The following is a 24,408-nucleotide window of genomic DNA, read 5'->3' on the forward strand; positions in this document are numbered from 1 at the left end:
TGCACCGTCCGTGAGCACGCACGCGGCAAAGGGGTCCGTCGACTGCCGCCAGCTGCAGCTGCCCGCAGACGTTGATGCGGTGGCGAGCGCCAGCGCGTGGGTCCGGGTGGTGTGCCAGGAATGGCTCGTCGAGGCGGACCTCATCCATCGGGTGGATCTCTGCGTGAGCGAGCTGCTGACGAACATCGTGAGCCACGGGTTCGCGCGCGCCGATTCGGGCCGTCGCGTGGAACTGTCGATGGAGTGTGCAGGCGAGACGCTGCGCGTGACGATCGGCGACGACGGCGTGCCCTTCAATCTGCTGGAGCACCCGCCTCATGTGCCGCCGTCTTCCCTCGCGGCGGCCCGCATCGGCGGCCTGGGCATCCACCTCGTGAGGTCGTTCGCGGACCGCATCGGCTACGTCCGGCAGGGCCACCGCAATGTCACCACGCTGTCGTTCGGCCTGCCGGCCCTTCCGCCTGCCGGACAGGCCCATCGTCCTCGCGGCGCCGAGCGCCGACGCGCCCGGTCGCAGACCGCGCGGGACAACGACGCGGAACGGCGATCCGGCGAAGACCGGCGCCGATACGCGTTCATCGCCGACTTTCCGATCTTCGAGGGCGTCGACCCTGCAGCGCTGGAACCTGTGATGAGCCGCTGCGCCATCTCCGATCTCACCGACGGCGAGGTGCTGCTGCGCCCAGGTGAACAGAACCAGTACGTCGCCTTCGTCATCTCCGGCCGGTTGCGGGTGCACTTCGAATCGCCGGAATCGTCCGACTTCATCGAAGTGCTGGCGGGCGACTGCGTCGGCGAGATGTCGGTGATCGACGGCAGCCCCGTCTCTGCCTTCGTGGTGAGTGACCGGAACTGCCGTGCGCTGCTCGTTCCAGGAGAGGTCTTCGTGCAGCAGTTCCTGATCATTCCCCGGGTCGCCCGGAACGTCATCGGGATGCTGGCAAACCGGATGCGCCGAAACAACCGGATCATCATCGACCGGTACGAGGCGAGCCTCAAGCTGGAACGCCTCGAGCAGGAACTGGAGGCGGCCCGCGAGATCCAGGCGGGAATGCTGCCGCCCGGCCATGCGTTGCTCGCCGGTGTCCCGGAACTGCAATGCGCTGCCCGGATGCGTTCGGCGCGCGATGTGGGGGGCGACCTGTACGACGCGTTCTTCGTGGACGCGGACCACGTAGTCATCGCCGTCGGCGATGTGTGCGGAAAGGGCATGCCGGCGGCACTGTTCATGGTGAAGTCGGTGACTCTCCTCCGCGGTGAGGCCGTGCAGCGCGCCGGCGGCAGCGCCCTGTCAGCGTCGGCCCTGGTGGAAAGAGTCAACACCGGTCTGTATCTCAGCATGCAAGGCCGCGCATTCGTCACGCTCTTCTGCGCGATCTACGAGCTGTCGACCGGCCGCCTTGCGTACGTCAACGCGGGACACAACCCTCCGCTGCTGATCCAGCCGGATGCGCCGCCCGTCAGCCTCGCCCAGCCGCGCAATCTGGTGTGCGGCGTGAAGGAGTGCCTGTCCTATCGGAGCGGCGAGGTGGTGCTCGAGCCGGGCGCGACGCTCCTGCTGTACACGGACGGGGTCACGGAAGCGTGCTCGCCGTCGGGACAGATGTTCGGCGAGGAGCGGTTGAGGGAATTTCTCGCGGGAACGTCGACCTCCGACGCGCCCGATGTTCTGGCCGGCCTCTTCGAGGAGGTCGATCGATTCACGGCGGGCAACGGCGACCACGACGACGTCACGGCGCTCGTGCTGGCGCGCCGGCCACAGCCCTCCGAACGATCAGGACGATGACGGCGCGCGCCACCGGCGAAACAGCAGGACGCCCGCGACGGTCGACGCAAGGAAGACCCACACCCGCGCATCGCCGAATCCAGCGCTGACGACGGCCGGACCGGGGCAGAAACCGCTCAATCCCCAGCCTGCGCCGAACAGCAGACTGCCGGCAATCAGACGAGCGTCAACGACCTGCGAATCCGGCACGTGAAAGCGCTCGCCGAACACCGGGCGGGCGGTCTCCCGGCGGCTCAGTCGATACGCGATGCCGAAGACCGCCACGGCACCGGCCATCACCAATGCAAGACTCGGATCCCACGCACCCGTCACATCGAGAAACGCGCGCACCTTGGCCGGATTCGTCATCTGCGACACGAGCAGACCGGCACCGAACACGACGCCCGCGATGAATCCCGTCGCAGCCCGCATCGTCACGATCCCGATGTCAGAAAGACCATCACACCGGCCGCCAGCATGAAGCACAGGGTGGCGGCAATGGACCGCTTCGACAGACGTCCCATCCCGCAGACGCCGTGACCGCTGGTGCATCCGTTGGCCATCTGCGTGCCGAATCCGACCAGTGCTCCCGCGACTGCCGCGCGGCCGTAACCGCCCGCCAGCTCGAATGGCAGCCGGTCGCCCACGAACACGCCGGCGGCCAACCCCGTCACGAACAAGCCGAGCAGAAATGCCACGCGCCAGGCCCGGTGACCCCGCTCCCAGGAAAGCAGCTGACCGAGGATGTTGGAAACACCGGCGATGCGGCCGATGCCCCACCACAGCACTGCGCTTCCGGCACCGATGAGCAATCCGCCCGCGAGCGCGGACCAGGGTGTGAACTGGGCCACCGTCATTCAGAAGCCCTCACGAGGCCCGGCGACGGCCCGACGCATCTTCACAGCTGCACCGGACGGCCGATCACACCGTTGCCACCCGCCTCGCCCTGGGCCGTCGTCCCGCGCGGCGCCAACCGGAACCATCATTCGGCATTCGCCCTGGCGAGCAGGGCGTGCAACAGCACGTTGCAGCCCGCTTCGAGATCCTCCGGACGCGCGTTCTCGACCTCGTTGTGCGAGATGCCTCCCTCGCACGGCACGAAGATCATCGCGGTCGGCGCCACCTGGGCGAGATACACGGCATCGTGTCCCGCGCCGCTCACGACTTCCATGTGGCTGAGTCCGAGCCCCTGCGCGGCCTTCCTGACCGCTTCGACCATGAAGGGATCGAACCGCGTGGGCGCGAAACGGGAGATATCCGCCAGCGAGAGGGTCGTGCCGGATTCGTGCGCGATCTCCTCACAGGCGGCACGCACGGCAGCCTCCATGGCGTCCAGTCCTTCCGTGGTCGCGTGGCGGATATCGATGGAAAAGACCACTTCACCCGGGACCACGTTGATCGAATTGGGCTTCACCTGCAGATAGCCGACCGTTCCCCGCCCGTGAGGTGCGTGGGATACCGCGATGCCGTGCACGCGGTCCACGACACGGGCGGCGGCCAGGAGGGCGTCGCGGCGCAGATTCATCGGAGTGGGGCCGGCATGGGAGTCCTGCCCCGTGGCCGTCACCTGCAGCCAGCGCAGCCCCATGACGCCCGTGACGACGCCGATGGTGGTACCGGTGTTCTCCAGAATGGGGCCCTGCTCGATGTGAGCCTCGAAGTAGGCGCCCACCGGACGCGCGCCGCAGGGCTCGGTGCCGGCATAGCCGATACGGCGCAATTCGTCGCCGACGCGCTTGCCTTCGAGATCCGACCTGCCCAGGACCACGTCGAGGTCGAAGACGCCAGCGAATGCGCCGGAACCCATCATGACCGGCTGGAAGCGCGTGCCTTCCTCGTTCGTCCAGACGGCCAGCTCCAACGGTGCCGCGGTCGTGACACCGTGCTCATCGAGGCAGCGGATGACCTCCAGCGCCGCCAGAACGCCATAGTTGCCGTCGAACTTGCCCCCTGAAGGCTGCGTGTCGATATGGCTTCCGGCGATGACGGGCAGACGCGAAGCGTCGGTCCCCGCGCGCCGCGCAAAGATGTTGCCGATGCGGTCCACGCTCACCGCAAGGCCGGCTTCCCTGCACCAGCGGACGACCAGATCGCGTCCCTGGCGGTCGGCATCCGTCAGCGCGAGGCGGCGCACGCCGCCCTTGGGCGTCGCACCGATCTCGGCGAGCGTCATGAGGCTGTCCCACAGCCGGGCGCCATTGACGCGGAGCGATTCGTGCGCACTCATCGTCCGCGATTCTCCTCGATGATGAAAGCGGAGCCCTTCTCGGCGATCATGACCGTGGGCGCGTTGGTGTTGCCCGACGTGATCGTGGGCATCACGGAAGCGTCGATCACGCGCAGGGCGTCGATGCCGTGAACGCGCAGGCGGTCGTCCACCACCGCGGCGGCGTCGCGACCCATCTTGCACGTGCCGACGGGATGGAAGATGGTCGTGCCCAGCTCGCCGGCGGCGGCGATCAGCTCCTCCTCGCTCTGCACGGCCGGCCCGGGCCGGTATTCCTCGGGCAGGAAGCGCTGCAGCGCCTTCGCTGCCATGATCCGGCGGGTGAAACGGATGCTGCCGGACGCGACCTGCCGGTCCTCCTCCGTGGACAGATAGTTCGGATCGATCACCGGCGCTGCCATGGGGTCGGGCCCGTCGATGTGCACCGATCCACGGCTGGATGGCCGCAGATTGCACACCGAAGGCGTGATGGCGCGGAACGGATGCAGGGGTTCGCCGAACTTGTCGAGCGAAAGCGGCTGCACGTGCCACTCGATGTTCGCGGAAGGCTGTGCCGGATCGCTGCGCGCAAAGGCGCCGAGTTGCGATGGCGGCATCGTGAGCGGGCCTGTCCTGAACAGAAAATACTCCGCGCCCATCAGCGCCTTCCCGAAGAGGGAGTTGGCCCGCTCGTTCAGCGTCGTGACGTTGGACACCTTGTACTGGATGCGGATCTGGAGATGGTCCTGCAGGTTCTCGCCCACACCCGGAAGCGCATGGACGACCGGCACGCCATGGCGCGAAAGCCGTTCCGGACTTCCCACGCCCGAGAGCTGCAGGATCTGCGGCGAACCGATGGCACCGGCCGCAAGAACAACCTCGCGCGTCGCTGCGATCTCGCGGGGCGTGCCGTCGCTCAGGCGCAGTGCCACCCCGGTCGCTCTGGGACGGCCGGCGCTGCGGTCGAATCGAACGGCCAGCGTGTGGGCGTTGAGCTGGATGTCCAGATTCGTGCGATGCTCGACCGGCCGGAGGAATGCGCGGGTCGCGCTCCACCGCACGCCCTTGCGCTGGTTCATCTGGAAGTAGGCGTTGCCGAAGTTGTCGCCGCGGTTGAACTCCGCGATCCTGGGAATGCCGCACTCCTCGGCCGCTTCCCGCCACGCGTCGAGGATCTCCCACGACACGCGCCTTTCCTCCACGCGCAATTCCCCGCCTGCACCGTGGAACTCGTCGGCGCCATGGACGTAGTCCTCGCTCTTCTTGAACACGGGCAGCACGTCGTCCCAGCCCCAACCCTGGTTACCGAGCGAAGCCCAGTGATCGTAGTCGCTGCGCTGCCCGCGCATGTAGATCATGGCGTTGATCGACGAGCACCCGCCGATCACCTTGCCCCTCGCGTAGCCGATGCTCCGGCCGTTGAGTCCCTTCTGGGGCGACGTCTTGAAACACCAGTCCGTGCGCGGATTGGCGATGGTGTAGAGATAGCCGACCGGGACGTGGATCCAGAAGTAGTCGTCGTTGCCGCCTGCTTCCACGAGCAGCACCCGCTTCGACGGATCGGCCGACAGCCGATTGGCGAGAACGCAGCCGGCGGTGCCTGCGCCGATGATCACGTAGTCGTAGGTGTTCGGATCCATCCGCTCTTCTTGCAGCTTTCGTTGCCTGTCGCCCGGGCCCCTGAATGGCGACATGTTCGCGGCCGCGTGCGGCGCGGTCTCCCCAGGGCGGCCCGATGTTAACCCGAATGTCCCGGCCGGCCTTGGTCCGGTGTCGATATCCGCACCTGCAACTCCAATGGCCCCCGGCCTCGAGAAACGGAGACACGCGGCCCGACATCCGTCGCTACGCAGGATCCCGCGCACCCGCGGCCGGTGGCCCCTGGGGGTCCCTCGCGACCTCGGCAAGCAGCCAGTCACGAAACGCCGCGATCGGGGGCACGTCGGCCTGTGCCTTTCTGCCACAGAGAAAGTGGAGTGGCCGGCAGATCGCCCGGAGCCCCGTCCCGCCCGCCGGCACCAGCGTGCCCCGCGTCAATTCCTCTTCCGCGAAACGCGTGCTCTCCAGTGCGATTCCCAGCCCTTGCTCCGCGGCCGCGACCGCAAGGGCACCGCGGTCGAAGGAGGGACCCGCGGCCTGTGCCGGCACCTTGATCCCATTGGCTTCGAACCAGTCGGACCAGCGTACCGGGCTCACGGTGGATTCGATGAGCGCCGTTCTGTCCCCGGGCCCGACGCGAGAAAGGTCGGCCTCGCGTGCGACATGCGGCGCCGCCAGGGGCTCGATGCGCTCGTCGCCCAGCGGCAGCACGAGGATGCTGGCGCCAGCCGGCGCCTCGCCGTAGACGATGGCGAGATCGACGTCGTCCATGCGCGCAAGATCGACCGGATCCGCGCTGGCGAACATCCTGAGATTCACCGCGGGATGTGCCCGCAGGAATGCGGCCAGACGCGGTCCGAGCCATTTGGATGCGAAGGACGGAGCACAACGCAGCACGAGAGTCTGCCGCCCTGGACCTGGCATGAGTTCGTTGCAGGCGGCTTCGATGACATCGAGCGCACCCGACAGGCGCGAGAGCAGACGCTGTCCGTCGCTGGTGAGTTCGACCTGGCGGTTGTGGCGGACGAACAGCGGCTTGCCGAAATGGCTTTCCAGCGCCCGAATCTGGTGACTCACGGCCGACGGCGTCAGGTGAAGTTCGGCACCGGCGAGCTGGAAGCTCTCCAGGCGGGCCGCGGCCTCGAAGGCCCGCAGGGCACTGAAACTCGGAATGCGGCGCACGGCGATTCGAGGAAAGGTCGTGATTGACGAGTAAGTCCGGAATTCCGGGCAGCGGATGAATCCGATTCACCCGAGGACAAAAAGGAGTCGTTTGTCGCTGCGATTCGCGGCTCGCATTCTCTCACCATCGCGGGATGACCGGACCGAACCACGTCCGCATCCCGCTTTCTGCCGCTCGGGGTCCGACGGTTCGCCGCGGGCCCCGGCTCACAAGAACCTGCCCGGAGGAATCGCACAACATGAGCCTGCCCATCAAACGCGCCACGTCGGTCCGTGTGGCCACCTTCGCCGGTCCCGGCGCGAGCCCCGTCATCCGGACGGTGCCCTGGCCCGACGTGCCGAAGAACGCCGCGGTCCTCCAGGTCGGCGCCTGCGGGGTGTGCGGCACCGATCAGCACATCCTCAAGGGCCACTGGCCGAAGCCACTTCCCTGGCCCTTCACCCTGGGGCACGAGGTGGGAGGCGTGATCGTCGAGAAAGGTCCGGAACTGGACGCCGACTTCATGGGGAAACCTCTGGAGGTCGGCTCACGCGTGATGATTCCTCCGCTCATGCCCTGCGGCCGCTGCTACTACTGCGTCCACTATCCGGAGACGGCCAACAAGTGCCTGACGCCGGTCTACTACGGCCGGTATCTGGGCTTCGACAAGGCACCCCACATGTGGGGCGGCTGGGCGGAATACATCTACGTCGATCTGGACATGCTTCCCGGCACCAAGATCTACAAGCTCCCCGACGACATGAGCCTGCGCCTCGGGTCCTTGTCCGAGCCACTCACCTCGGCGATGCGAGGGTTCAACCGTGCCATCAGGGCTGGCAGCTTCAAGTGGGGCGATACGGTCGTCATCCAGGGCTCGGGCCCCATCGGGATTCTCGCAGTGGCGGCTGCCCAGGAGATGGGAGCGGGACGCGTGATCTGCGTGGGCGCGCCCGAGAATCCACGCCTCGCGCTCGCCCGGAGGTTCGGTGCGGAGGAGACGGTGGACATCCAGGAATACACGACATCGGAAGCGCGCATCGCCCGCGTGCGCGAGATCGTGGGCGGCTTCGGTGCGGACGTCGTCATGGACTGCTCGGGTCATCCGTCCGCCGGCCCCGAAGGCATCGAGTTCCTGCGTGACGGCGGCACGTACATCGAGATGGGCCAGTTCACGGACGCGGGAAGCGTCACCACCAATTGGCACCGGTTCTGCACCAAGGACATCAATCTGCTGGGATCGTGGGGATTCACGGGCAACGATCTGGCCCTTGGCGTGGACATGCTCTACCGCACCCGCGACAAGTATCCCTGGCTCGCGATCCAGACCGTCTACCCGTTCTCCGAAGAGGGCGTGTCCCAGGCAGTGCAGGACGCCATGGCCATGAAGACCGTGAAGTCGACCATCGTTCCGTTTCCCGAACTGGTCCAGGACTGAGCACAGGCGTTGGCTGCCTGCCCGATCGGCGCAGGCAGCCGGAGGCCCTGCCTGCTCTGGCGAACGCCTTCGGCTGCCGGTCTTCGGCCGCCGCGAAGCGAGCAGGGCGTCCGCGGCAAGCCAGCCCGTCGCGGAACCCGGAACCGGCGCCGCAGCGAGGGACCATGGTCCCGGCGAAGACGACCCGGCGCCGGACGCCGAGAGTCTGCCGACGGGACGGCCGCCGGGTGGCTGGAGGGATGCCGGGAACGGGCTCGCTCACCCCTGCACTGCTCAGGGTGATGCGGCAGGACGGATGCCGCGACCCTAGCGGCTTATGCGATTGCGGCCGCGATCCTTGGCACGGTAGAGCGCCTGATCCGCGGCGAGCACCACGGAATCGGCGGTGGAATTGCGGACATCCCGTTCCGCGATGCCGATGCTCACGGTGACCTGCAGAGAGGCCATGCGGGCACCCTGCCCGCGACGGACGTGCCCTGTATCGGCATGGCCAGGCCTGTCGTCCGCGCGTACCTGCATGCGGTAGTCCTCGATGCACGCGCGCAACGTCTCAAGGTGCGGCACCGCTTCACGCACGCTCTTTCCCGGGAAGACCACCGCGAATTCCTCGCCTCCGAAACGATAGGCACGCGCGTTGCCGCCCACCTTGGCGAGATGCGACGCGATCATCCGCAGCACCTGGTCTCCCGTGTCGTGACCGAACTTGTCGTTGACCCGCTTGAAGTGGTCGACATCCACCATTGCAATGGCGAACCGGTCGCCCAGCGAGAGCAATTTCTCGTTGAAGGCACGGCGGCCGCCGAGACCGGTCAGTTCGTCCGCGAACGCGAACCGGTGGGCATCCTGCAGCACGCCAATCATGAGGCCCAGCGCCGCGGTGCCAAATGCAAGCCCGACGGCGTAGGGAACGTACGAGAGGCTACCCGCCACACCTACCGCTCCGGCCACCATGACCAGCGACGCATCGATGGCCCCGCCTCGCAGCTTCAGGGAGACGACGTTGACACCCAGGGCAATGCCTATGGCCAGGAGCGCCGCCGACGGAAGCGACGTGCCCGCGGCGGGCGCCATCAGGGCCGGCGCCACGCGGTGCACCCAGGCCCAGCCACCGTTGGAGACGAGCCACGCCATCACGGCCGTCACCGCCAGCAAGACCCCGGCGCGGCGCATGGTGTGAAGGCTCGCGATCCCGCGCTCCCGGGCCGCCGCGATCGCCGCCACCATCAGTGGAAGCACGACGAACACCGCAGAGAACTGGAGCGGAGACGACTGGAGGGCGCCGGCGGAGTGCAGCGCGTAGGCCGCGGACTGAGATGCGACGGCCAGCGCGACACGTCCCCGGTTGAAGGCGATCGCGATGGCGCCGGCCGATGCGAAGACGAGGAATGGACCGTAATGGTGAAGCCCCGCGAGTTCCCGCGGGAGGGACGGCACGAACGGCAGCAACGCCAGTGAACTCACCAGCAGCAGAAGCTGGATCGCGGCGAACTGCAGCCCCCGGTGCGATGACGCGACGGGTGGCAGCTGCCCGACTCCGTGAGGCTGCGTTGCCGAGAATGCCTGCATGTTCCTACCTTCGACCCGTTCTCCCTGCCGCGTACCATAAGCACTACGGCGCCGCCCCGCTAGTGTCTCGAAACAACGACTTCGGCGACACGCCGCACGAGGTTCACACCTGCGTTTCCGCAACGCGTCAGCGGGGTGAACCGCTGACGAGGAATGCACTGCAATGACGCCACTGCTGCTTTGGCTTGTTTCCGCGCTGTTGGTTCTCGCGGGTCTCGCCGGATCCGTGCTTCCCGTCCTGCCGGGCGCGCCGTTCGTGTTCGCGGGACTCGCACTCGCGGCGTGGATCGACAGCTTCGAAAGAGTGGGAATGGGCACATTGATCATCATCGGAGCACTCGCTGCGTTGTCGTTCGCCATCGATCTCGTTGCCAGCGTGCATGGCGCACGCAGGGCAGGCGCATCGAAACAAGCCCTCGTGGGCGCCGGCATCGGGGCCGCACTGGGGGCGCTCTTCGGTCTCCTGGGTCTGATCGTCGGTCCGTTCCTGGGTGCCGCCGTCGGTCAGCTCATCGCGGGAAGCGATCTGCTGCGCGCGGGGCGTGTCGGCTTCGGGGCCTGGACCGGCTTCCTCGTGGGAAGCGTGCTGAAGCTTGTCATCGGTCTCGCGATGGTCGCCATATTCGTGATTTCATATGCTTTCTGACGCTCGCGTACGCCAAGTGCCGGGTGCCGGCGAAACCCGCCGGCCGGGACACCCTTGCACGTCTATCCCGCGACGCGAACCCCGACGGAGAAACCCGACATGAATCGCCTGCTGCCGCTCTTCATCACGATGCTGCTTGCCACCGGTTGCGCCTCCCTCAGCGAAAAGCAGTGCAAGACCGTCAACTGGCAGGAGCAGGGTGCGCGCGATGCCTACGACGGCTGGGATCGGAGCCGCTTCGAGGACCACCGGGAAGCGTGCTCGGAACACGGCATCGCGACCGACACTGCCGCGTACACGAAGGGTTTCGACGAAGGGCTGGCGAGGCTCTGCACGGGTGCGCGCGGCTACGCGATGGGAACCGAGGGCAAGACCTACCGCAACACCTGCCCGCCGGAGACCGACGCGAAGTTCCGCGAGGGCTTCCGGTTGGGAACCGACATCCGCAAGGAACGGCGGCAGATCGACAGCACGCAGGTCCAGATACGCGCGGCCGAGGACAAGCTCAAGAAGTCGCAGAGTGCGGAAGAGCGCGAGAACCTGCGCCGGCAGATCCGCACCCTGGACGAAGAGATCCTGGATGCCCAAAGGCGCGTCCGCCGTCTGGAGGAAGATGCAACCCGGGCCGGATTCGGCGGTTGACCCTGCCTTGACCGGATGGGGGAAACCACCGGCCGGCACGCCGGAGAACGTCCAGGCAAGGCGCGCGGATCGCATCCGTCGATCGGATCCTCCGCTGGGAAGCGCTTTCGCCGTGGCCCCACAGTCCCATCCTGCCGTCGCCTCCGGCCTTGCCCTCCCCCGTCCCCGGGCTGCACGCGATCCGGGTGCATTTTCCAGAACTTCCCTAGAATCGAGCCTTTCCCTTTGCCGCGATCCGATGCGCGGCCTTGACCCCCATCTTCTCGAGGACACCATGAATGCACCCGTCACCGGCGGCACGCTCGACAGCGGCCTGCTCGAATTCCAGAACTTCATCGACGGCAAGTGGCGCCCTGCGGCCGATGGACGCACCGTGGACGTCGTGTCTCCCAGCGACGGCAAGGTGTTCGCCCGCATCGCCCGAGGAACGGCGTCCGACATCGACGATGCCGTGGCCGCCGCGCGGCGCGCCTTCGAGGAAGGTCCATGGCCGCGCATGCCCGCCGTGGAACGCGGGCGCCTGATGGTGAAGCTAGGCGCCAAGATCGCGGAACATGCCGAAGAACTCGCCCAGCTCGAGGCCCGCGACACCGGCAAGCCGATGAAGCAGGCGCGCGCCGACATGGTCGCAGCTGCGCGGTACTTCGAGTTCTACGGTTCCGCCGCCGACAAGGTCCATGGCGACGTGATCCCGTTCCTGGAAGGCTACATGGTCACCGTGCTGCGCGACCCCAAGGGCGTCACCGGCCACATCATTCCCTGGAACTACCCGGCCCAGATGTTCGGGCGCACGCTGGCACCGGCACTCGCCATGGGCAACTGCACCGTGATGAAGCCGGCGGAGGAAGCCTGCCTGACGCCGCTACGGCTCACCGCACTGGCGCAAGAGGTGGGCTTTCCCGCCGGTGTCCTGAATGTGGTGAGCGGTATCGGCGAGGAAGCAGGTGCCGCGCTGTCTGGGCATCCCGGCATCGACTTCCTGTCCTTCACCGGCTCACCTGAAGTGGGCACGCTGGTCCAGATCGCGGCCGCGAGAAACCACATCGGCTGCACGCTGGAACTGGGCGGCAAGTCGCCGCAGATCGTGTTCGACGATGCCGACTTCGACGCAGCCGTCCCCGTGGTGGTGGCCGCGATCGTGCAGAACGGCGGCCAGACCTGCTCCGCGGGCAGCCGGGTGCTGGTCCAGCGCAACGTCTACGACGCCTTCATGGCCCGCGTGGCGGAGCGCTTCGCGCAGCTTCGCGTGGGCTCCCACGTCATGGATCTCGATTGCGGACCGCTCATCAGCGCCACCCAGAAGAAACGCGTGGAAGGCTTCATCCAGCGTGCGAAGGCCGAGGGCGTGAAGGTGCTGGCCGAAGCCACGATCGCGGAAGGGACCCCTGCCGGTGGCTTCTATGTGGCACCGACCCTGTTCGGACCCGTTCCGCGCACCAATGCGCTGGCGTGCGACGAAGTGTTCGGGCCCGTGCTGTCCGCCATTCCCTTCGAGGACGAGGCGGACGCGATCAAGCTCGCGAACTCCACCGAATTCGGGTTGGTGGCCGGCATCTGGAGCGGCAACGGTGCGCGGCAGATGCGGGTCGCGAAGGGCATGCGGTGCGGCCAGGTCTTCGTGAACGGATACGGCGCCGGCGGTGGCATCGAATTGCCCTTCGGCGGCGTCAAGAAGAGCGGCCACGGGCGGGAGAAAGGTTTCGAGGCGCTGCGCGAGTTCTCGCACGCCAAGACCGTCGTCTACAAGCACGGGTAACGCTGGCCTGGAGCAGCCCGGGCCTGGTCCCCGGACCCTGGCCCCCAGGAACACTCAGGCCGCCTCCGGCGGCCGACGGCATCCACGTTTTCGCGGCCATGGGCCGCGGCTGACCGGACATCGGGTCTCTGGACCGGGGACTGGACCCGCCTGAGCCTCAGGCCGCGAAAGGGGCCCCGTGCAGCCCGAGGCCCGCGGCGCCTTGCCGCGGGCGAAACGAACCAGGGGCTGGGGACTGGGGTCTCGGGCCTGTCGCCCCTCTATCCCGCCCCGCAACACGCCTTGTACTTCTTGCCGCTGCCGCACGGGCAGGGATCGTTGCGCCCCACCTTGGGCGCGTCACGCTTCACGGTGTCGGGCTTGCGTTTTTCGAACCAGTAGTCGAAGGCGTTCTGCACCACCAGCGGAAGCTCCTCCTGGCAGCGAAGGATCACTTCCTCCCGGGTGGCACCATCCTCGGTGAGCATTTCGACGATCTCGTCGTCCTCCTCCAATCCACCCGACAGCGCCACGAACGGGAACAGCAACTCGTCGACGACTTCCTCCTCGCCCGCGTCGTACCAGGCGGGATCGGCCAGTTCCACCCCTTCCAGGTATCCCGCCACCCAGGGCTCGAAGTCGTACTCGTCGCCTGATTCGTCCTTCGGGTAGACCAGCAGGGGAATGCCTTCGCCCTCCCCGAGATCCCGCAGCACGTCCGCGTAGAGGCGGTCGACGAGCCGGACCAGTTCCTGGGATTGGGGGTCGGTGTCCCAGCCGTCTTCCTTGCCCACGGCCACGGCCATCCAGCGGTCGCGGCTGACAGGCTCCGGTGCGCTGATGCACGCGGCGAGGAATCCCTGCAGAGAATCGATCCACAAAGGATCGAGCCCCGGGGGATGCGAATCGAGCAAGGTTTCGAGGCGGTCGAGTTCCGCCTCGGTCATGGGAATGGCGGCCATGCGTCTTCTCCGGTGGGGCCCCCTCTGCGGTGGGCCTATTTCGCCTTGATGAGGGTGCCGACGCCCTGGTCGGTCAGCACTTCCAGGAGCAGCGAGTGCTCCACGCGTCCGTCGATGATGTGCACGCTGCGCACGCCGCTGCGGGCAGCGTCCAGCGCGGAGGAGATCTTCGGCAGCATGCCGCCGTACAGCGTGCCATCCGCGAAGAGGTCGTCGATCTGCTTCGGCGTGAGTCCGGTGAGCAGATTGCCGTCCCTGTCCAGCACGCCGGGCGTGTTCGTCAGCAGGATCAGCTTTTCGGCCTTGAGGATCTCGGCGAGCTTGCCCGCCACCACGTCGGCGTTGATGTTGTACGACTCGCCCTCCTCTCCCACGCCGATCGGCGCGATGACGGGAATGAAGTCACCCGTGTCCAGGAACGCGATGATCGACGGGTCGATGGAGACGATCTGCCCCACCTGGCCGATGTCCAGCAGTTCCTCGGGCTTGTCCTTGTTGGGCATCAGCAGCTTGCGCGCCCGGATGAACGAGCCGTCCTGGCCCGTGAGGCCTACCGCCTTGCCGCCGTGGCGGTTGATCAGGTTGACGATCTCCTTGTTCACCGAACCGCCCAGGACCATCTCGACGATGTCCATGGTCTCCTCGTCGGTGACCCGCATGCCCTGGATGAACTGTCCCTGCTTGCCGACGCGCTTCAGCACTTCGTCGATCTGGGGGCCGCCGCCATGGACCACGACCGGATTCATGCCGACGAGCTTCAGCAGGACGACATCCCGGGCAAAGCTTTCCTTCAACGCCGGGTCGGTCATGGCGTTTCCGCCGTACTTGACCACGATGGTCTTGTCCTGGAACCGCCGGATGTAGGGCAGCGCCTCGGCCAGGACCTGGGCTTTCTGGAAAGGCTGGAGGGGAGGAGAGTCGGACATGGGAACGGCACCGGTGAAGAGGGGCGGATTGTATCGACCCCCCGAAGCCCGTCCAAGCGGACAAGGCCCGCGCGTCCAAAGAAAGACGGCCCCGGAGGGCCGTCTTTCTCATCTGGCGGGCAGGAGCACCGTCACTGCACGGAGATGCGCTTGGACGAAACCGTCGCCTTCTTGGGAAGCGTCAACTCCAGCACTCCATCGCTGTACCTGGCCTGCGACCCCGCCGAATCCACCTCCGACGCCAGAGAGAACATCCGTTGCACCTTGCCGTAGTAGCGTTCACTGCGAAGCACGCGCTCACCTTGCTTTTCTTCGGACTGGCGCTTCACCTCGGCGCTGATGGCCACCTGGTTGCCGTCGATGGTGACGTGGATGTCTTCCTTCTTCACCCCGGGGATCTCGGCATGCACGACGTAATTGTTGCCGTCCTCCTTCACGTCCATCTTGATCTGGACCGGGCGCTCGTTCTCGAAGGCGACCGGCTTCACGAAGAAACCGCGGAACAGGTCATCGAGGGAATCCTCGAAGGGATTGAATCGGGTGACATTGGCCATGTGAATTTCTCCTCTCAGGAGTGGTCCGAAGCGCACGACGTTGCGCCGATGTCACCAAAGTGGGTGCCCGGCGAGCGCTTTCAAGGGCACCCGTTGCGGCTCCCTGAATCCGAATGGCGCCGGCCGCCGTATAAGCCGGCGCATGCGGTTCGACAGAGCGGGTTACCATCCGATCCCGCAGTAGCGGTCCGCACCCGTGCAGGCAACCATCGAAACCTCAAATTCAGGAGAATCATCATGGCCAGCAAGAAAATCCTCGTTTCCGCCGCAGTGGGTACCGCCGTCGCGGCGTCCCTGGCTGCCGCGTCCCTGGCGAACGCTGCCGGCAACCCCTTCGAGATGCAGTCCCTGAAGAACGGCTACCAGGTGGCCGCCGCGGACAAGGCCAAGGAGGGCAAGTGCGGCGGCGACAAGGCCAAGGAAGGCAAGTGCGGTGGCGACAAAGCCAAGGACGGCAAGTGCGGCGGCGACAAGGCCAAGGAAGGCAAATGCGGCGGCGACAAGAAGAAGGACGGCAAGTGCGGCGAGGGCAAGTGCGGCGGCAGCAAGTAAGCGGCCCTTTGCCGGTCGAACCGTCGTGATTCCCACCGGAGTCCGCGGTGCCGGGCTCGGCCTGAGGCGGGAACTCATCCCCTCGCTTCAGGCCGGCGTCCCGCCCGAGGTCGAGTTCTTCGAGATCGCACCGGAGAACTGGATGGACATGGGCGGTGCGAGCGGCCGGCGGTTTCGCGAACTGGCGCAGCAGCGGCCCATCGTCGCCCATGGCTTGTCCCTATCCCTGGGCGGCCCCAAACCCCTGGACGAGATCTTCCTCCGCCGCGTGCGGCGGTTCCTGGAGGAATTCCGCATCGAGCTCTACACGGAACATCTCGCCTACACCACCGACGACGGCCAGCTCTACGACCTGCTGCCCATCCCGTTCACCGGGGATGCGGTCCTGCATGTGAGCCGGCGGATCCGCCGGGCCCAGGACATTCTCGGCAGACGCATCGCGGTGGAGAACGCGTCCTACTACGTGAGTTCTCCGATCGACGAGATGACCGAGCCTGAGTTCGTGCGGGCGGTACTGGACGAGGCCGACTGCGCATTGCACCTGGATGTCAACAACGTCTACGTGAACAGCGTCAATCACGGCTTCGATCCGCGCGCCTACCTCGACGCACTGCCCCCCCATCGCGTCGCCTACCTGCACATGGCAGGTCACTTCCGCGAAGCGGACGATCTGCTGATCGACACGCACGGCACGGACGTCATCGATCCCGTATGGGACCTGCTCGATTACGCGTACGGCCGGGTCGGCACGCACCCCACGTTGCTGGAGCGCGACTTCAACATCCCTCCGCTCGAGGCGCTCTTGCCGCAGGTGTCGCGCATCGCATCGCTGCAGCGCGCGCATGGGCTGCTCCCTTCGGCGAGGCCGGGCCGTGCCGCTTCCTGAGTTCCAGCAGTACCAGTACGCCTTCACCGGGCACATCCGCGATCCGCAGAAACGCACGCGTCCAGCCGGCGTCCAGGCTCGCCGGATGAATGTCTACAACGAGCTGCTCTTCAACAATCTGCGCGGCTTTCTCGACGCCTGCTTCCCCGTTTCGCGGGAGCTTCTCGGCGAGACGAAGTGGACACGCCTGATGCGCGAGTTCTTCGCCGTCCACCGCTGTCAGAGCCCGCTGTTCCGCCAGATTCCCGAGGAGTTCGTGCGCTGGCTTGCGACGGGAGGCAGCGCCCTGGCCGTGCCCGAGCATCTGCGCCACCTGGTGCACTACGAGTGGGTCGAACTTGCATTGGACGTCAGCCCGCGCGAGGCCTCCGCGCCCGGTGCAGACCCGTCGGGCGATCTGCTCGCGGGCCGGCCCGCCGTGAACCCCGTCTCGATGCTGCTCGAGTATCCCTGCGCGGTGCATCGCCTCGGCGCAGCGGGACACCGCCGGCGCGCGCCGCCAGAACACACGATCATCTTCGCGTTTCGCGATCCCTCCGACGCGGTCCGGTTCATCGTCCTGAACCCCGTGTCGGCCCGGCTGGTCGCGTTGCTGGAGCCGGGCCGGCTGACGGGCCTTGGCGCGCTGCGCCGCATCGCCCGCGAACTGCAGCATCCCGATCCGGCCATCGTGATCGAAGGCGGACGGGCAATCCTCGAAGATCTCCGGGCCCAAGGCGCCTTGCTCGGCGCCAGGCCGCCTGCACGCAAGGCTGCCGCGGGCTGACGAGCCGCCGCAGCGGGACCGGGGCAGACCGGCGCCGTCTCGCGGCCCGGACCGGTCAGTGGTGCTCGTGCCCCGAAGCGTTCTTGCCGGCCGGTTCCTGGCCGGATGTTTCCTTCGGCCGGACGGGCGCCTCCACGGTCTGCGCGAACGGCTTGCCGTCGCTGCCGCGGAACTGGAGCGTGAACGTCACGGTCTGTCCCGCTTCGAGAGGTTGCTGCAGACCGAACATCATGATGTGCAGGCCACCGGGCTCCAGCCGGACGCTTTCACCGGCGGGCAGGGCGATGTCCTTGCGGGCACGCATCTTCATCACGCCGCCTTCGTGCTTCATCTCGTGCAGCTCGACGCGTTTGGCCGCGGGGGTGGTGGCTCCCACGAGCCTGGCCGCCTTGGGCGACTTGAGTTCCATGAACGCGCCGGCGACGGGTTGGCCGGCAACGGTGGCACGTACCCAGGGATCGATCACTTCGACCTGGGGACCGGTGGGCACCGCCCAGGAGGTGGAAGACCACAGCATCGCCGCGACTGAGGCGATTGCCACGGCACCACGCAAGGATGACGACATGTTGGACTCCATCGGAACACTACGGGTGAAGACTGCGGAGGGCCCGAATCGACGGGCCGGACGCCGATTGTCGCCAAAGCTCCCGTGCGAGCGCAATCTCGCGAGGACTGCGCCGGGTGCCCGCCCCTATAATCCGTGTTTTGCCGCGACACGCACATGAATCGTTTCCTGTCCGTCTGCCTCTGCCTGCTGATCCTCCCGCTCACCGCGTTCGCCCAGTCGAGTTCTCCGCTGATTCCCAATCCGCCCGCGCTGGCCGCGAAGGCCTGGGTGCTGCTCGACTGGCAGAGCCGTCAGCTTCTGGTCCAGAAGGAGGCCGACAGGCGGATCGAGCCGGCATCGCTCACCAAGCTCATGACCGCCTATCTGGTCTTCGATGCGCTGAAGCAGAAACGCATCGCGATCGACCAGATCGCCCGGGTATCGGAACGCGGCTATCGCGCGGAGGGCTCGCGCATGTTCCTGGACCCGCGCATTCCGGTCACGGTGGAAGATCTTCTCAAGGGAATGGTCGTGCAGTCCGGAAACGACGCCACCATCACACTGGCGGAAACCGTGGGGGGCAGCGAGGACGCCTTCGCGGACCTCATGAACAAGCAGGCCGAACGCATGGGCCTCAAGAACACGCACTACGTGAACTCGACCGGCCTGCCGGATCCTCAGCACTACACCACGGCAAGGGATCTGGCGACCCTGGCCGCCAATCTGATCCGGGACTTCCCCGAGTATCTCCCGCTCTACTCCACCAAGGAATTCCGCTACAACAACATCACGCAGTACAACCGCAACCGTCTGCTCACGCTCGACCCCACGGTCGATGGCCTCAAGACCGGCTTCACCGAGACCGCCGGCTATTGCCTGATTGCGACGGCGAAGCGCGCTCCCCGGCGCCTCATTTCGGTCGTTCTGGGCACCGCCTCGGACACGGCCCGCGCCACCGAGAGCCAGAAGCTCCTGAATTACGGATTCCAGTTCTACGACACCGTGCGCCTCTACGAAAAGGGTCAGGCCGTGAGCGTTCTGCCGGTCTTCAAGGGGTCGAGTTCCGAACTGAAGGCCGGCTTCACCGATGACTTCCATCTCTCCATTCCGCAAGGCATGGCCAGTCGGCTCAAGGCCTCCCTCGAAAGCATGCAGCCGCTCATCGCTCCCGTGGCAGCCGGCGACCGCGTGGGCACGCTCAAGGTCACGCTGGACGGCAAGCCGGTCGGCGACTATGCGGTGGTCGCGCTGGAGAGCATCGGTGTGGCCAACATCTTCGGCCGTGCATGGGACAGCCTGCGGCTGATGCTCAAGTGACCGGCGTCTGCTACCTCAACGGTGAGTTCCTGCTGCTCGAAGAAGCGCGGATCCCCGTACTTGACCGGGGATTCATCTACGGCGACGGCGTGTACGAGGTGATCCCCGTGTACGGGCGCCGGCCGTACCGGCTGCCGGGACACCTGGCCCGGCTTCGCCGCAGTCTCGACGCCGTGCAAATCGCCAACCCGCACGACGACGGACAGTGGGCTCACCTGTTCGACGAACTCGTCGCGCGGCAGGCAACGGACGACCAGTCGCTGTATCTGCAGGTCACCCGCGGAGTGGCGAAACGCGACCACGCGTTCCCGAAAGGGGTCGCCCCCACCGTCTTCATGATGTCGAACCCCCTCGCGCTGCCGACGCGCGAGCAGGTGCAGGAAGGCGTGCGTGCGGTGACCGCCACGGACAACCGCTGGTATCGCTGCGACGTGAAATCCACTTCGCTCCTGGCCAACGTGCTGCTGCGGCAGTTCGCCGTGGACCAGGGAGCGGCGGAGTCGGTGCTGCTGCGCAACGGCTTTCTCACCGAGGGTTCGGCGTCGAACGTGTTCGTGGTCAAGAACGGCCGCGTCGCAACGCCCGCCATGAGCCACCTCCTTCTCCCCGGCATCACCTGGGAAGCGATCGCCGAACTCGCCCTCAGGCACGGCATGCCGTTCGAGCAGCGCGACGTGAGCGAGGCCGAAGTCCGCGAAGCCGACGAGCTGTGGCTCGCCAGTTCGACGCGCGAGGTCCTGGACATCACCACGCTGGACGGCTGGCCCGTTGGCACCGGCAGACCCGGCCCCATGTTCGAGCGCATGTACGGACTTTTCCAGCCGGACAAGCGCCAACCCCCTCCGCCCGCGAGACACGCATGACCGCCAGCCCGGAAACCCCCTCTCTGATCGAGTATCCCTGCGACTTTCCCATCAAGGTGATGGGAAGGCAGGGACCCGGGCTCGCCCAGGACATCGTGGCCATCGTCACGCGTCACGCCCCCGATTTCGATGCCTCCACGATCGAGATGCGGATGAGCAAGCAGAAGAACTACCTGTCGGTCACCTGCGTCATCCGCGCGGCCTCGCGTGAACAGCTCGACGCCGTCTACCGGGACCTGTGCGATCACCCGCAGGTGGTGATGGTGCTGTGATGTCGCCTACGGGCCGGTCGCCGGATACGCTGCGCCGGGACAACGCTCCGGCGCCACGGGGACGATCCGGACGCGCCACCGTCCGCGACCTGGGGCCGACCGGATACGACGACACGTGGAACGCCATGAAGCGCTTCACGGCGGAACGCACTCCGTCGACGGTCGACGAACTGTGGCTCACCGAACACCCTCCGGTCTTCACGGTAGGCATTGCCGGGAGGCCGGAGCACCTGCCCCTCGATGGCGACGGGATCCCTCTCGTACGTACCGATCGGGGCGGGCAGGTCACCTATCACGGGCCCGGCCAGATCGTCCTGTACACGCTGCTCGATCTTCGCCGGCTCGATCTCACCATCCGGACTCTCGTGCGGCGGCTGGAGGACAGCGTGGTGGGGCTGCTGGCCAGCCATGGCGTCGACGCGGCGGGAGACCCCGCCCGTCCCGGTGTCTATGTCGGAGGGGCGAAGATCGCCGCGCTGGGCCTCAAGATCCGTGGCGGATGTTCGTATCATGGTCTGGCTTTCAACGTCGACATGGACCTTGCGCCGTTCGGCCGCATCGATCCGTGCGGTTTCCCCGGGCTGGACGTCACCGACGCCCGGCGGCTGGGCATCACCGCGCCCCGCGAAGAACTGGCGGCGAGCCTTGCACAACACCTGATGGAGCGCCTGTATGGCTGACGATCACGATACCGCGACCCCTCTGCGACAGACGGGTGCCGCCAAGACGGCCCGCAACCCGATCAAGATCGTGCCCGTGGAAGCGCTGCGCAAGCCGGACTGGATCCGCGTGCGCGTCGGCAGCAGCCCGCGCTTCCTCGAAGTGAAGCAGGCCCTGCGCGACCACAAGCTGCACACGGTCTGCGAGGAGGCCTCCTGCCCCAACATCGGCGAGTGCTTCGGCAAGGGCACCGCGACCTTCATGATCCTGGGCGACGTGTGCACCCGGCGCTGCCCGTTCTGCGACGTGGCTCACGGCCGTCCGCTGGCCCCGGATGCGCAGGAGCCCGGCAACCTCGCGCGCACCATCCAGGCCATGAAGCTCTCGTACGTCGTGATCACCAGCGTGGACCGGGATGACCTGCGCGACGGCGGGGCCGGCCACTTTGCGGACTGCATCCGCGAGGTGCGGGCCGCCAATCCGGGGATCGTGATCGAGGTGCTGGTGCCGGATTTCCGCGGCAGGCTGCAGCCGGCACTCGACAGGCTGGTGGAGACGCCGCCCGACGTGATGAACCACAACCTCGAGACCGTGCCGCGTCTGTACAAGCTGGCGCGCCCGGGGGCCAAGTACGAGCACTCGCTCGAACTGCTCAAGACCTACAAGCAGCGCAAGTCCGACGTGCCCACCAAGTCCGGGCTCATGCTGGGCCTGGGCGAAACCGACGACGAGATCCTGCAGGTGATGCGCGACATGCGTGCGCACGAGATCGACATGCTGACGCTCGGCCAGTACCTGCAGCCCACGGGCGGGCATCTTCCCGTGCTGCGCTACGTGGAACCGGAGCGGTTCAAGGATTTCGAGCGCGAAGCGTACGCCATGGGGTTCCGCCACGCAGCGTGCGGTCCGCTGGTCCGGTCCAGCTATCACGCGGACCGGCAGGCGCACGGGGCCGGCGTCGTCTGACCCTGGACCGGACCGGCGGGTCCCGGTCCTTTCCGCATCAGCCGCTCAAGGCTTCTTCCACCGCGGCAATCACATCGTCTGCCCGCATTTCCTGCAGGCAGCGGCTCAGGCTCGCCACGTGCCGGTCGCATCCCTCCAGCAGGCAAGGCACGCAGTCCCCTCTCCCCTGCACGAGCGTCACGTTCCCTGCGCGTTGTGAGCCAACCCGCTTCCAGGGACTCGGCGTGACGCTGCAACCGCTTGGCCACGGACCCCACTTGACCGGATTGGACGGTCCGAAAAGTGCGATCGTGGGGACACCCGTCGCGGCGGCCGCGTGGGTGACTGCCGTATCCGTGCCGATATAGGCGACCGCCGCGCCGACGAGAGTGACGAGCTGGGGAAGACTCAGACGGCCGCTCGCATCGATGGCCTGACCTTCGAGATGCGCGACCACCGCGGCGGCGACGGCGCGTTCTTCTCCCCCTGGCCCCGCCGACACGACAGGCTTGATGCCGCGTTCGGACAGCCACCTGGCGAGCGTCCGCCAACCGTCCGCCGTCCAGCTCTTGTAGACGAACTTCGGCGACACGTGGAGCACCGCAAAGGATTCCCCCGACAGGAGGTCCAGACCCAGTTGTGCGCCGATGGCCGTGGCGCTTTCGTCGGCCGCGGGCGGCACCACGTCGAATCGCTTGGGAATATCCAGCGCATCGCACAGCGACAGGCCGGCGACAACCGTGTGAACGTCGAGATTGTCGAACGGCTGCCAGGCGTCCAGCAGAGCGCGCTTCCATGCAGGCGCCTTGCGCGGGTCCAGGAGTCCGACGGCGCGGCGCCCTGCCGCCCAGGCGTAAAGAGTCGTGCGGTCGGACGTCTGGGCGCTGCAAGCGAGGTCGTAGCGGCGCCAGGTGCGGATCATCGTTTTCAATCGGGCGCCGAGGGGATCGCGCTCGCCGACGGACAGCACCCGGTCCACGTCCGGATTTCCTTCGAGCACGGCCTCGGTCCCACTGAACACCATGACGTCGACGATCGCGGCAGGCCAGGCGGACTTCAGGCTGCGCACGAGCGGAGTGACCAGCAGCACGTCGCCGATGCGGCGCGTGCAGACCACCAGGATGCGCCGCGGAAGGCTGGCTGCAGGACGGAGGGCACCGGGCTCCATGCCTCGCGTCACCGGGTCAGGCCGACGGCTCGCGCGGCGCGGCCAGCATGGCACCGAGAATCAATGCGATCAGATGGCTCTCGGGAAACGTGCGGAAGTGGGAGTTGAACAGACAGGAGAGCATCCATCCCAGCAGCACGCCTGCGGCGATCCACGCGTGAGTCGTGTTGCGCCGGACACAGCGAAGCGCCAGGAACAGCACCGCGCCGAACGCGGCGAGACCGATGAGTCCCGTTTCCATGGCGATCAGCATGTACTGGTTGTGAGGATCGGCCGTCGGTTCGCCGCGCCAGTCCGGGTATTTCCTGGCGACGTGCGGCGAGTAGACGTCCTTGAAGCTGCCTGTCCCGTAACCGATCACCGGATTGTCGCGAATCAGTTCCAGGGTGTTGCGATAGACCACGGCGCGGAACCCCACGGAAGTGAGAATGGGCGAGCGGTCCGCGTTGATCGTCTGTTCCCACGCCAGATCGACACGGTCGCGCACCAGGGGCGACAGACCGTAGGTGGCCACGCACAGGACGCCCACCGCCGCCAGCACGAGGGGAACCCGTCTCATGCCGAGGTGCTGTATGCCGAGGACGGCCGGAATCGCCGCCAGAACGAGATAGGCGCTGCGGCCGGGCGAGACGAACAGGATGTTGGTGGCAAGAAGCACGGCACCGGCGATCAGGAACCAGCGCCAGGGACCTCGAGCCGCAAGAGAGATCTGGGCGCAGAACAGAATGCCAGCGGCGAAGAACATGCCCTGCGTCGTATGGTTCTGGAAGAGCACCCCGATCTCGTGATTGGGCCGCGAGGGAAACATGCCGAGCCAGGCGAGATAGGAGGCGATGCCGCCCGCCACCGCAGCGAGCGCCACCGTGCGGGCGAAACGATCCTTCCAGACCGTGGGACCGAACAGGCCCAGGAGCAGGAAGGCGTAGAGGAGCTTGCGCCAGCTCCAGACGCTTTCCCAGCGCTCGTGCCAATCCGCCGGTCCGTGCAGCGTTCCGAGCAGGATGACCGCAAAAAACACGAGGAGCGCCTTGCCCAGGGGTTGGCGGAAGGCATCGCGCGCGACTGCGGCGAATCGGCCCGACAACACCAGGGCGATCACGAACACCCCCAGGGCCGTGCTGGCCAGGGCAGTCGCGACGGGAATGGCCACGACTCCGGCCATCGCGGCGGAACGGCTCGTGGCAAGACATCGCGCCGCCCAGGATCCGGGCACTGCGTCGGCTGGGAGATCGCG

The 24,408-nt window shown here is 66.9% G+C and carries 25 protein-coding genes; 13 read left to right on the forward strand and 12 right to left on the reverse strand.

Annotation, left to right across the window (positions count from 1 at the left end):
• The first annotated feature begins 10 nt into the window (after window positions 1-10).
• Window positions 11-1,786, forward strand: coding sequence for a SpoIIE family protein phosphatase (locus tag IPK20_02610; protein ID MBK8015698.1), 1,776 nt, complete (start codon window positions 11-13; stop codon window positions 1,784-1,786).
• Here IPK20_02610 and IPK20_02615 read toward each other — a convergent pair.
• The 5 genes from IPK20_02615 to IPK20_02635 form a co-directional block, all read right to left on the reverse strand.
• Window positions 1,775-2,197, reverse strand: coding sequence for a YeeE/YedE family protein (locus IPK20_02615; GenBank protein ID MBK8015699.1), 423 nt, complete (start codon window positions 2,195-2,197; stop codon window positions 1,775-1,777). The genes IPK20_02610 and IPK20_02615 overlap by 12 nt on opposite strands.
• A gap of 2 nt (window positions 2,198-2,199) precedes the next feature.
• Window positions 2,200-2,622 (reverse strand): YeeE/YedE family protein, encoded by a 423-nt coding sequence (locus tag IPK20_02620; GenBank protein MBK8015700.1) that lies wholly within the window; start codon window positions 2,620-2,622, stop codon window positions 2,200-2,202.
• Window positions 2,623-2,747: 125 nt separating this feature from the next.
• Window positions 2,748-3,992: a Zn-dependent hydrolase gene (locus IPK20_02625; GenBank protein MBK8015701.1), complete on the reverse strand. Its 1,245-nt coding sequence runs from the start codon at window positions 3,990-3,992 to the stop codon at window positions 2,748-2,750.
• Window positions 3,989-5,611 carry a GMC family oxidoreductase N-terminal domain-containing protein gene (locus IPK20_02630; protein MBK8015702.1) on the reverse strand — a complete coding sequence of 541 codons (1,623 nt, stop codon included), beginning with the start codon at window positions 5,609-5,611 and terminating at the stop codon, window positions 3,989-3,991. Before IPK20_02630 ends, IPK20_02625 begins: the two co-directional genes overlap by 4 nt.
• A 205-nt stretch (window positions 5,612-5,816) precedes the next feature.
• Entirely contained in the window at window positions 5,817-6,752 is a 936-nt protein-coding gene (locus IPK20_02635; GenBank protein MBK8015703.1) for a LysR family transcriptional regulator, read from the reverse strand.
• A gap of 239 nt (window positions 6,753-6,991) precedes the next feature.
• On the opposite strand from IPK20_02635, the gene IPK20_02640 reads away from it, so the two are divergent.
• Window positions 6,992-8,167, forward strand: a complete 1,176-nt coding sequence (locus IPK20_02640) for a zinc-binding dehydrogenase (GenBank protein ID MBK8015704.1) — start codon at window positions 6,992-6,994, stop codon at window positions 8,165-8,167.
• 306 nt (window positions 8,168-8,473) lie between these two features.
• Here the strand turns inward: IPK20_02640 and IPK20_02645 are convergent, their stop codons facing one another.
• Entirely contained in the window at window positions 8,474-9,733 is a 1,260-nt protein-coding gene (locus IPK20_02645; GenBank protein ID MBK8015705.1) for a diguanylate cyclase, read from the reverse strand.
• A gap of 163 nt (window positions 9,734-9,896) precedes the next feature.
• Between IPK20_02645 and IPK20_02650 the strand changes: the two genes are divergently transcribed.
• From IPK20_02650 to IPK20_02660, 3 genes are all read left to right on the forward strand, one after another.
• A complete protein-coding gene (locus IPK20_02650) occupies window positions 9,897-10,379 on the forward strand; it encodes a DUF456 family protein (protein ID MBK8015706.1) in 483 nt (160 codons plus the stop codon).
• A gap of 99 nt (window positions 10,380-10,478) precedes the next feature.
• Window positions 10,479-11,021, forward strand: coding sequence for a DUF2799 domain-containing protein (locus IPK20_02655; protein MBK8015707.1), 543 nt, complete (start codon window positions 10,479-10,481; stop codon window positions 11,019-11,021).
• Window positions 11,022-11,295: 274 nt separating this feature from the next.
• The gene (locus IPK20_02660) at window positions 11,296-12,777 is read left to right on the forward strand and encodes an aldehyde dehydrogenase family protein (protein MBK8015708.1); all 1,482 of its coding nucleotides are present in this window, start codon (window positions 11,296-11,298) and stop codon (window positions 12,775-12,777) included.
• A 260-nt stretch (window positions 12,778-13,037) separates the two neighbouring features.
• Here IPK20_02660 and IPK20_02665 read toward each other — a convergent pair whose 3' ends face one another.
• The 3 genes from IPK20_02665 to IPK20_02675 form a co-directional block, all read right to left on the reverse strand.
• A complete protein-coding gene (locus IPK20_02665) occupies window positions 13,038-13,718 on the reverse strand; it encodes a UPF0149 family protein (GenBank protein ID MBK8015709.1) in 681 nt (226 codons plus the stop codon).
• A gap of 35 nt (window positions 13,719-13,753) precedes the next feature.
• Window positions 13,754-14,644 carry an acetylglutamate kinase gene (argB, locus tag IPK20_02670; protein MBK8015710.1) on the reverse strand — a complete coding sequence of 297 codons (891 nt, stop codon included), beginning with the start codon at window positions 14,642-14,644 and terminating at the stop codon, window positions 13,754-13,756.
• Window positions 14,645-14,775: 131 nt separating this feature from the next.
• Window positions 14,776-15,198 (reverse strand): Hsp20/alpha crystallin family protein, encoded by a 423-nt coding sequence (locus IPK20_02675; GenBank protein ID MBK8015711.1) that lies wholly within the window; start codon window positions 15,196-15,198, stop codon window positions 14,776-14,778.
• A gap of 237 nt (window positions 15,199-15,435) precedes the next feature.
• Between IPK20_02675 and IPK20_02680 the strand changes: the two genes are divergently transcribed.
• From IPK20_02680 to IPK20_02690, 3 genes are read left to right on the forward strand one after another with little or no spacing between them, the layout of a single operon-like run.
• On the forward strand, window positions 15,436-15,750 hold the full coding sequence (locus IPK20_02680; GenBank protein ID MBK8015712.1) for a low-complexity protein: 315 nt from the start codon (window positions 15,436-15,438) through the stop codon (window positions 15,748-15,750).
• Between the two features lie 25 nt (window positions 15,751-15,775).
• Window positions 15,776-16,636 carry a DUF692 domain-containing protein gene (locus IPK20_02685; protein MBK8015713.1) on the forward strand — a complete coding sequence of 287 codons (861 nt, stop codon included), beginning with the start codon at window positions 15,776-15,778 and terminating at the stop codon, window positions 16,634-16,636.
• The gene (locus IPK20_02690) at window positions 16,593-17,402 is read left to right on the forward strand and encodes a putative DNA-binding domain-containing protein (GenBank protein MBK8015714.1); all 810 of its coding nucleotides are present in this window, start codon (window positions 16,593-16,595) and stop codon (window positions 17,400-17,402) included. Before IPK20_02685 ends, IPK20_02690 begins: the two co-directional genes overlap by 44 nt.
• 55 nt (window positions 17,403-17,457) lie before the next feature.
• Here the strand turns inward: IPK20_02690 and IPK20_02695 are convergent, their stop codons facing one another.
• Window positions 17,458-17,919 carry a copper chaperone PCu(A)C gene (locus tag IPK20_02695; GenBank protein MBK8015715.1) on the reverse strand — a complete coding sequence of 154 codons (462 nt, stop codon included), beginning with the start codon at window positions 17,917-17,919 and terminating at the stop codon, window positions 17,458-17,460.
• A 204-nt stretch (window positions 17,920-18,123) separates the two neighbouring features.
• Between IPK20_02695 and IPK20_02700 the strand changes: the two genes are divergently transcribed.
• From IPK20_02700 to lipA, 5 genes are read left to right on the forward strand one after another with little or no spacing between them, the layout of a single operon-like run.
• Complete coding sequence (locus IPK20_02700) at window positions 18,124-19,266, forward strand: D-alanyl-D-alanine carboxypeptidase (GenBank protein MBK8015716.1); 1,143 nt, start codon at window positions 18,124-18,126, stop codon at window positions 19,264-19,266.
• Window positions 19,236-20,129, forward strand: a complete 894-nt coding sequence (locus tag IPK20_02705; GenBank protein MBK8015717.1) for a D-amino acid aminotransferase — start codon at window positions 19,236-19,238, stop codon at window positions 20,127-20,129. The genes IPK20_02700 and IPK20_02705 overlap by 31 nt, the downstream gene beginning before the upstream one ends.
• Complete coding sequence (locus tag IPK20_02710) at window positions 20,126-20,401, forward strand: DUF493 domain-containing protein (GenBank protein ID MBK8015718.1); 276 nt, start codon at window positions 20,126-20,128, stop codon at window positions 20,399-20,401. Before IPK20_02705 ends, IPK20_02710 begins: the two co-directional genes overlap by 4 nt.
• Complete coding sequence (lipB, locus tag IPK20_02715) at window positions 20,401-21,081, forward strand: lipoyl(octanoyl) transferase LipB (protein MBK8015719.1); 681 nt, start codon at window positions 20,401-20,403, stop codon at window positions 21,079-21,081. Before IPK20_02710 ends, lipB begins: the two co-directional genes overlap by 1 nt.
• Complete coding sequence (gene lipA, locus IPK20_02720) at window positions 21,074-22,027, forward strand: lipoyl synthase (GenBank protein MBK8015720.1); 954 nt, start codon at window positions 21,074-21,076, stop codon at window positions 22,025-22,027. The genes lipB and lipA overlap by 8 nt, the downstream gene beginning before the upstream one ends.
• A 37-nt stretch (window positions 22,028-22,064) precedes the next feature.
• On the opposite strand, the gene IPK20_02725 is transcribed toward lipA, so the two are convergent.
• Together IPK20_02725 and IPK20_02730 are read right to left on the reverse strand one after the other, a co-directional pair.
• A complete protein-coding gene (locus IPK20_02725) occupies window positions 22,065-23,174 on the reverse strand; it encodes a glycosyltransferase family 9 protein (protein ID MBK8015721.1) in 1,110 nt (369 codons plus the stop codon).
• Window positions 23,175-23,190: 16 nt separating this feature from the next.
• Window positions 23,191-24,336 carry an O-antigen ligase family protein gene (locus tag IPK20_02730; protein ID MBK8015722.1) on the reverse strand — a complete coding sequence of 382 codons (1,146 nt, stop codon included), beginning with the start codon at window positions 24,334-24,336 and terminating at the stop codon, window positions 23,191-23,193.
• Window positions 24,337-24,408 lie beyond the last annotated feature (72 nt).

The sequence above is a fragment of the Betaproteobacteria bacterium genome, assembly GCA_016713305.1.
Lineage (GTDB): Bacteria > Pseudomonadota > Gammaproteobacteria > Burkholderiales.

Excerpts from the sequence above, each read along its gene's own strand:
- IPK20_02665 (MBK8015709.1), bottom strand. The coding sequence starts at position 13,718 with ATGGCCGCCATTCCCATGACCGAGGCGGAACTCGACCGCCTCGAAACC.
- IPK20_02680 (MBK8015712.1), top strand. The coding sequence starts at position 15,436 with ATGGCCAGCAAGAAAATCCTCGTTTCCGCCGCAGTGGGTACCGCCGTC.
- IPK20_02725 (MBK8015721.1), bottom strand. The coding sequence starts at position 23,174 with ATGGAGCCCGGTGCCCTCCGTCCTGCAGCCAGCCTTCCGCGGCGCATC.
- IPK20_02700 (MBK8015716.1), top strand. The coding sequence starts at position 18,124 with ATGAATCGTTTCCTGTCCGTCTGCCTCTGCCTGCTGATCCTCCCGCTC.
- IPK20_02695 (MBK8015715.1), bottom strand. The coding sequence starts at position 17,919 with ATGCTGTGGTCTTCCACCTCCTGGGCGGTGCCCACCGGTCCCCAGGTC.
- IPK20_02710 (MBK8015718.1), top strand. The coding sequence starts at position 20,126 with ATGACCGCCAGCCCGGAAACCCCCTCTCTGATCGAGTATCCCTGCGAC.
- IPK20_02675 (MBK8015711.1), bottom strand. The coding sequence starts at position 15,198 with ATGGCCAATGTCACCCGATTCAATCCCTTCGAGGATTCCCTCGATGAC.
- IPK20_02630 (MBK8015702.1), bottom strand. The coding sequence starts at position 5,611 with ATGGATCCGAACACCTACGACTACGTGATCATCGGCGCAGGCACCGCC.
- IPK20_02650 (MBK8015706.1), top strand. The coding sequence starts at position 9,897 with ATGACGCCACTGCTGCTTTGGCTTGTTTCCGCGCTGTTGGTTCTCGCG.
- IPK20_02690 (MBK8015714.1), top strand. The coding sequence starts at position 16,593 with ATGGGCTGCTCCCTTCGGCGAGGCCGGGCCGTGCCGCTTCCTGAGTTC.
- IPK20_02640 (MBK8015704.1), top strand. The coding sequence starts at position 6,992 with ATGAGCCTGCCCATCAAACGCGCCACGTCGGTCCGTGTGGCCACCTTC.
- IPK20_02705 (MBK8015717.1), top strand. The coding sequence starts at position 19,236 with ATGGGACAGCCTGCGGCTGATGCTCAAGTGACCGGCGTCTGCTACCTC.
- IPK20_02620 (MBK8015700.1), bottom strand. The coding sequence starts at position 2,622 with ATGACGGTGGCCCAGTTCACACCCTGGTCCGCGCTCGCGGGCGGATTG.
- IPK20_02660 (MBK8015708.1), top strand. The coding sequence starts at position 11,296 with ATGAATGCACCCGTCACCGGCGGCACGCTCGACAGCGGCCTGCTCGAA.
- IPK20_02730 (MBK8015722.1), bottom strand. The coding sequence starts at position 24,336 with ATGGCCGGAGTCGTGGCCATTCCCGTCGCGACTGCCCTGGCCAGCACG.
- IPK20_02615 (MBK8015699.1), bottom strand. The coding sequence starts at position 2,197 with ATGCGGGCTGCGACGGGATTCATCGCGGGCGTCGTGTTCGGTGCCGGT.
- IPK20_02655 (MBK8015707.1), top strand. The coding sequence starts at position 10,479 with ATGAATCGCCTGCTGCCGCTCTTCATCACGATGCTGCTTGCCACCGGT.
- IPK20_02645 (MBK8015705.1), bottom strand. The coding sequence starts at position 9,733 with ATGCAGGCATTCTCGGCAACGCAGCCTCACGGAGTCGGGCAGCTGCCA.
- lipA (MBK8015720.1), top strand. The coding sequence starts at position 21,074 with ATGGCTGACGATCACGATACCGCGACCCCTCTGCGACAGACGGGTGCC.
- IPK20_02625 (MBK8015701.1), bottom strand. The coding sequence starts at position 3,992 with ATGAGTGCGCACGAATCGCTCCGCGTCAATGGCGCCCGGCTGTGGGAC.
- lipB (MBK8015719.1), top strand. The coding sequence starts at position 20,401 with ATGTCGCCTACGGGCCGGTCGCCGGATACGCTGCGCCGGGACAACGCT.
- argB (MBK8015710.1), bottom strand. The coding sequence starts at position 14,644 with ATGTCCGACTCTCCTCCCCTCCAGCCTTTCCAGAAAGCCCAGGTCCTG.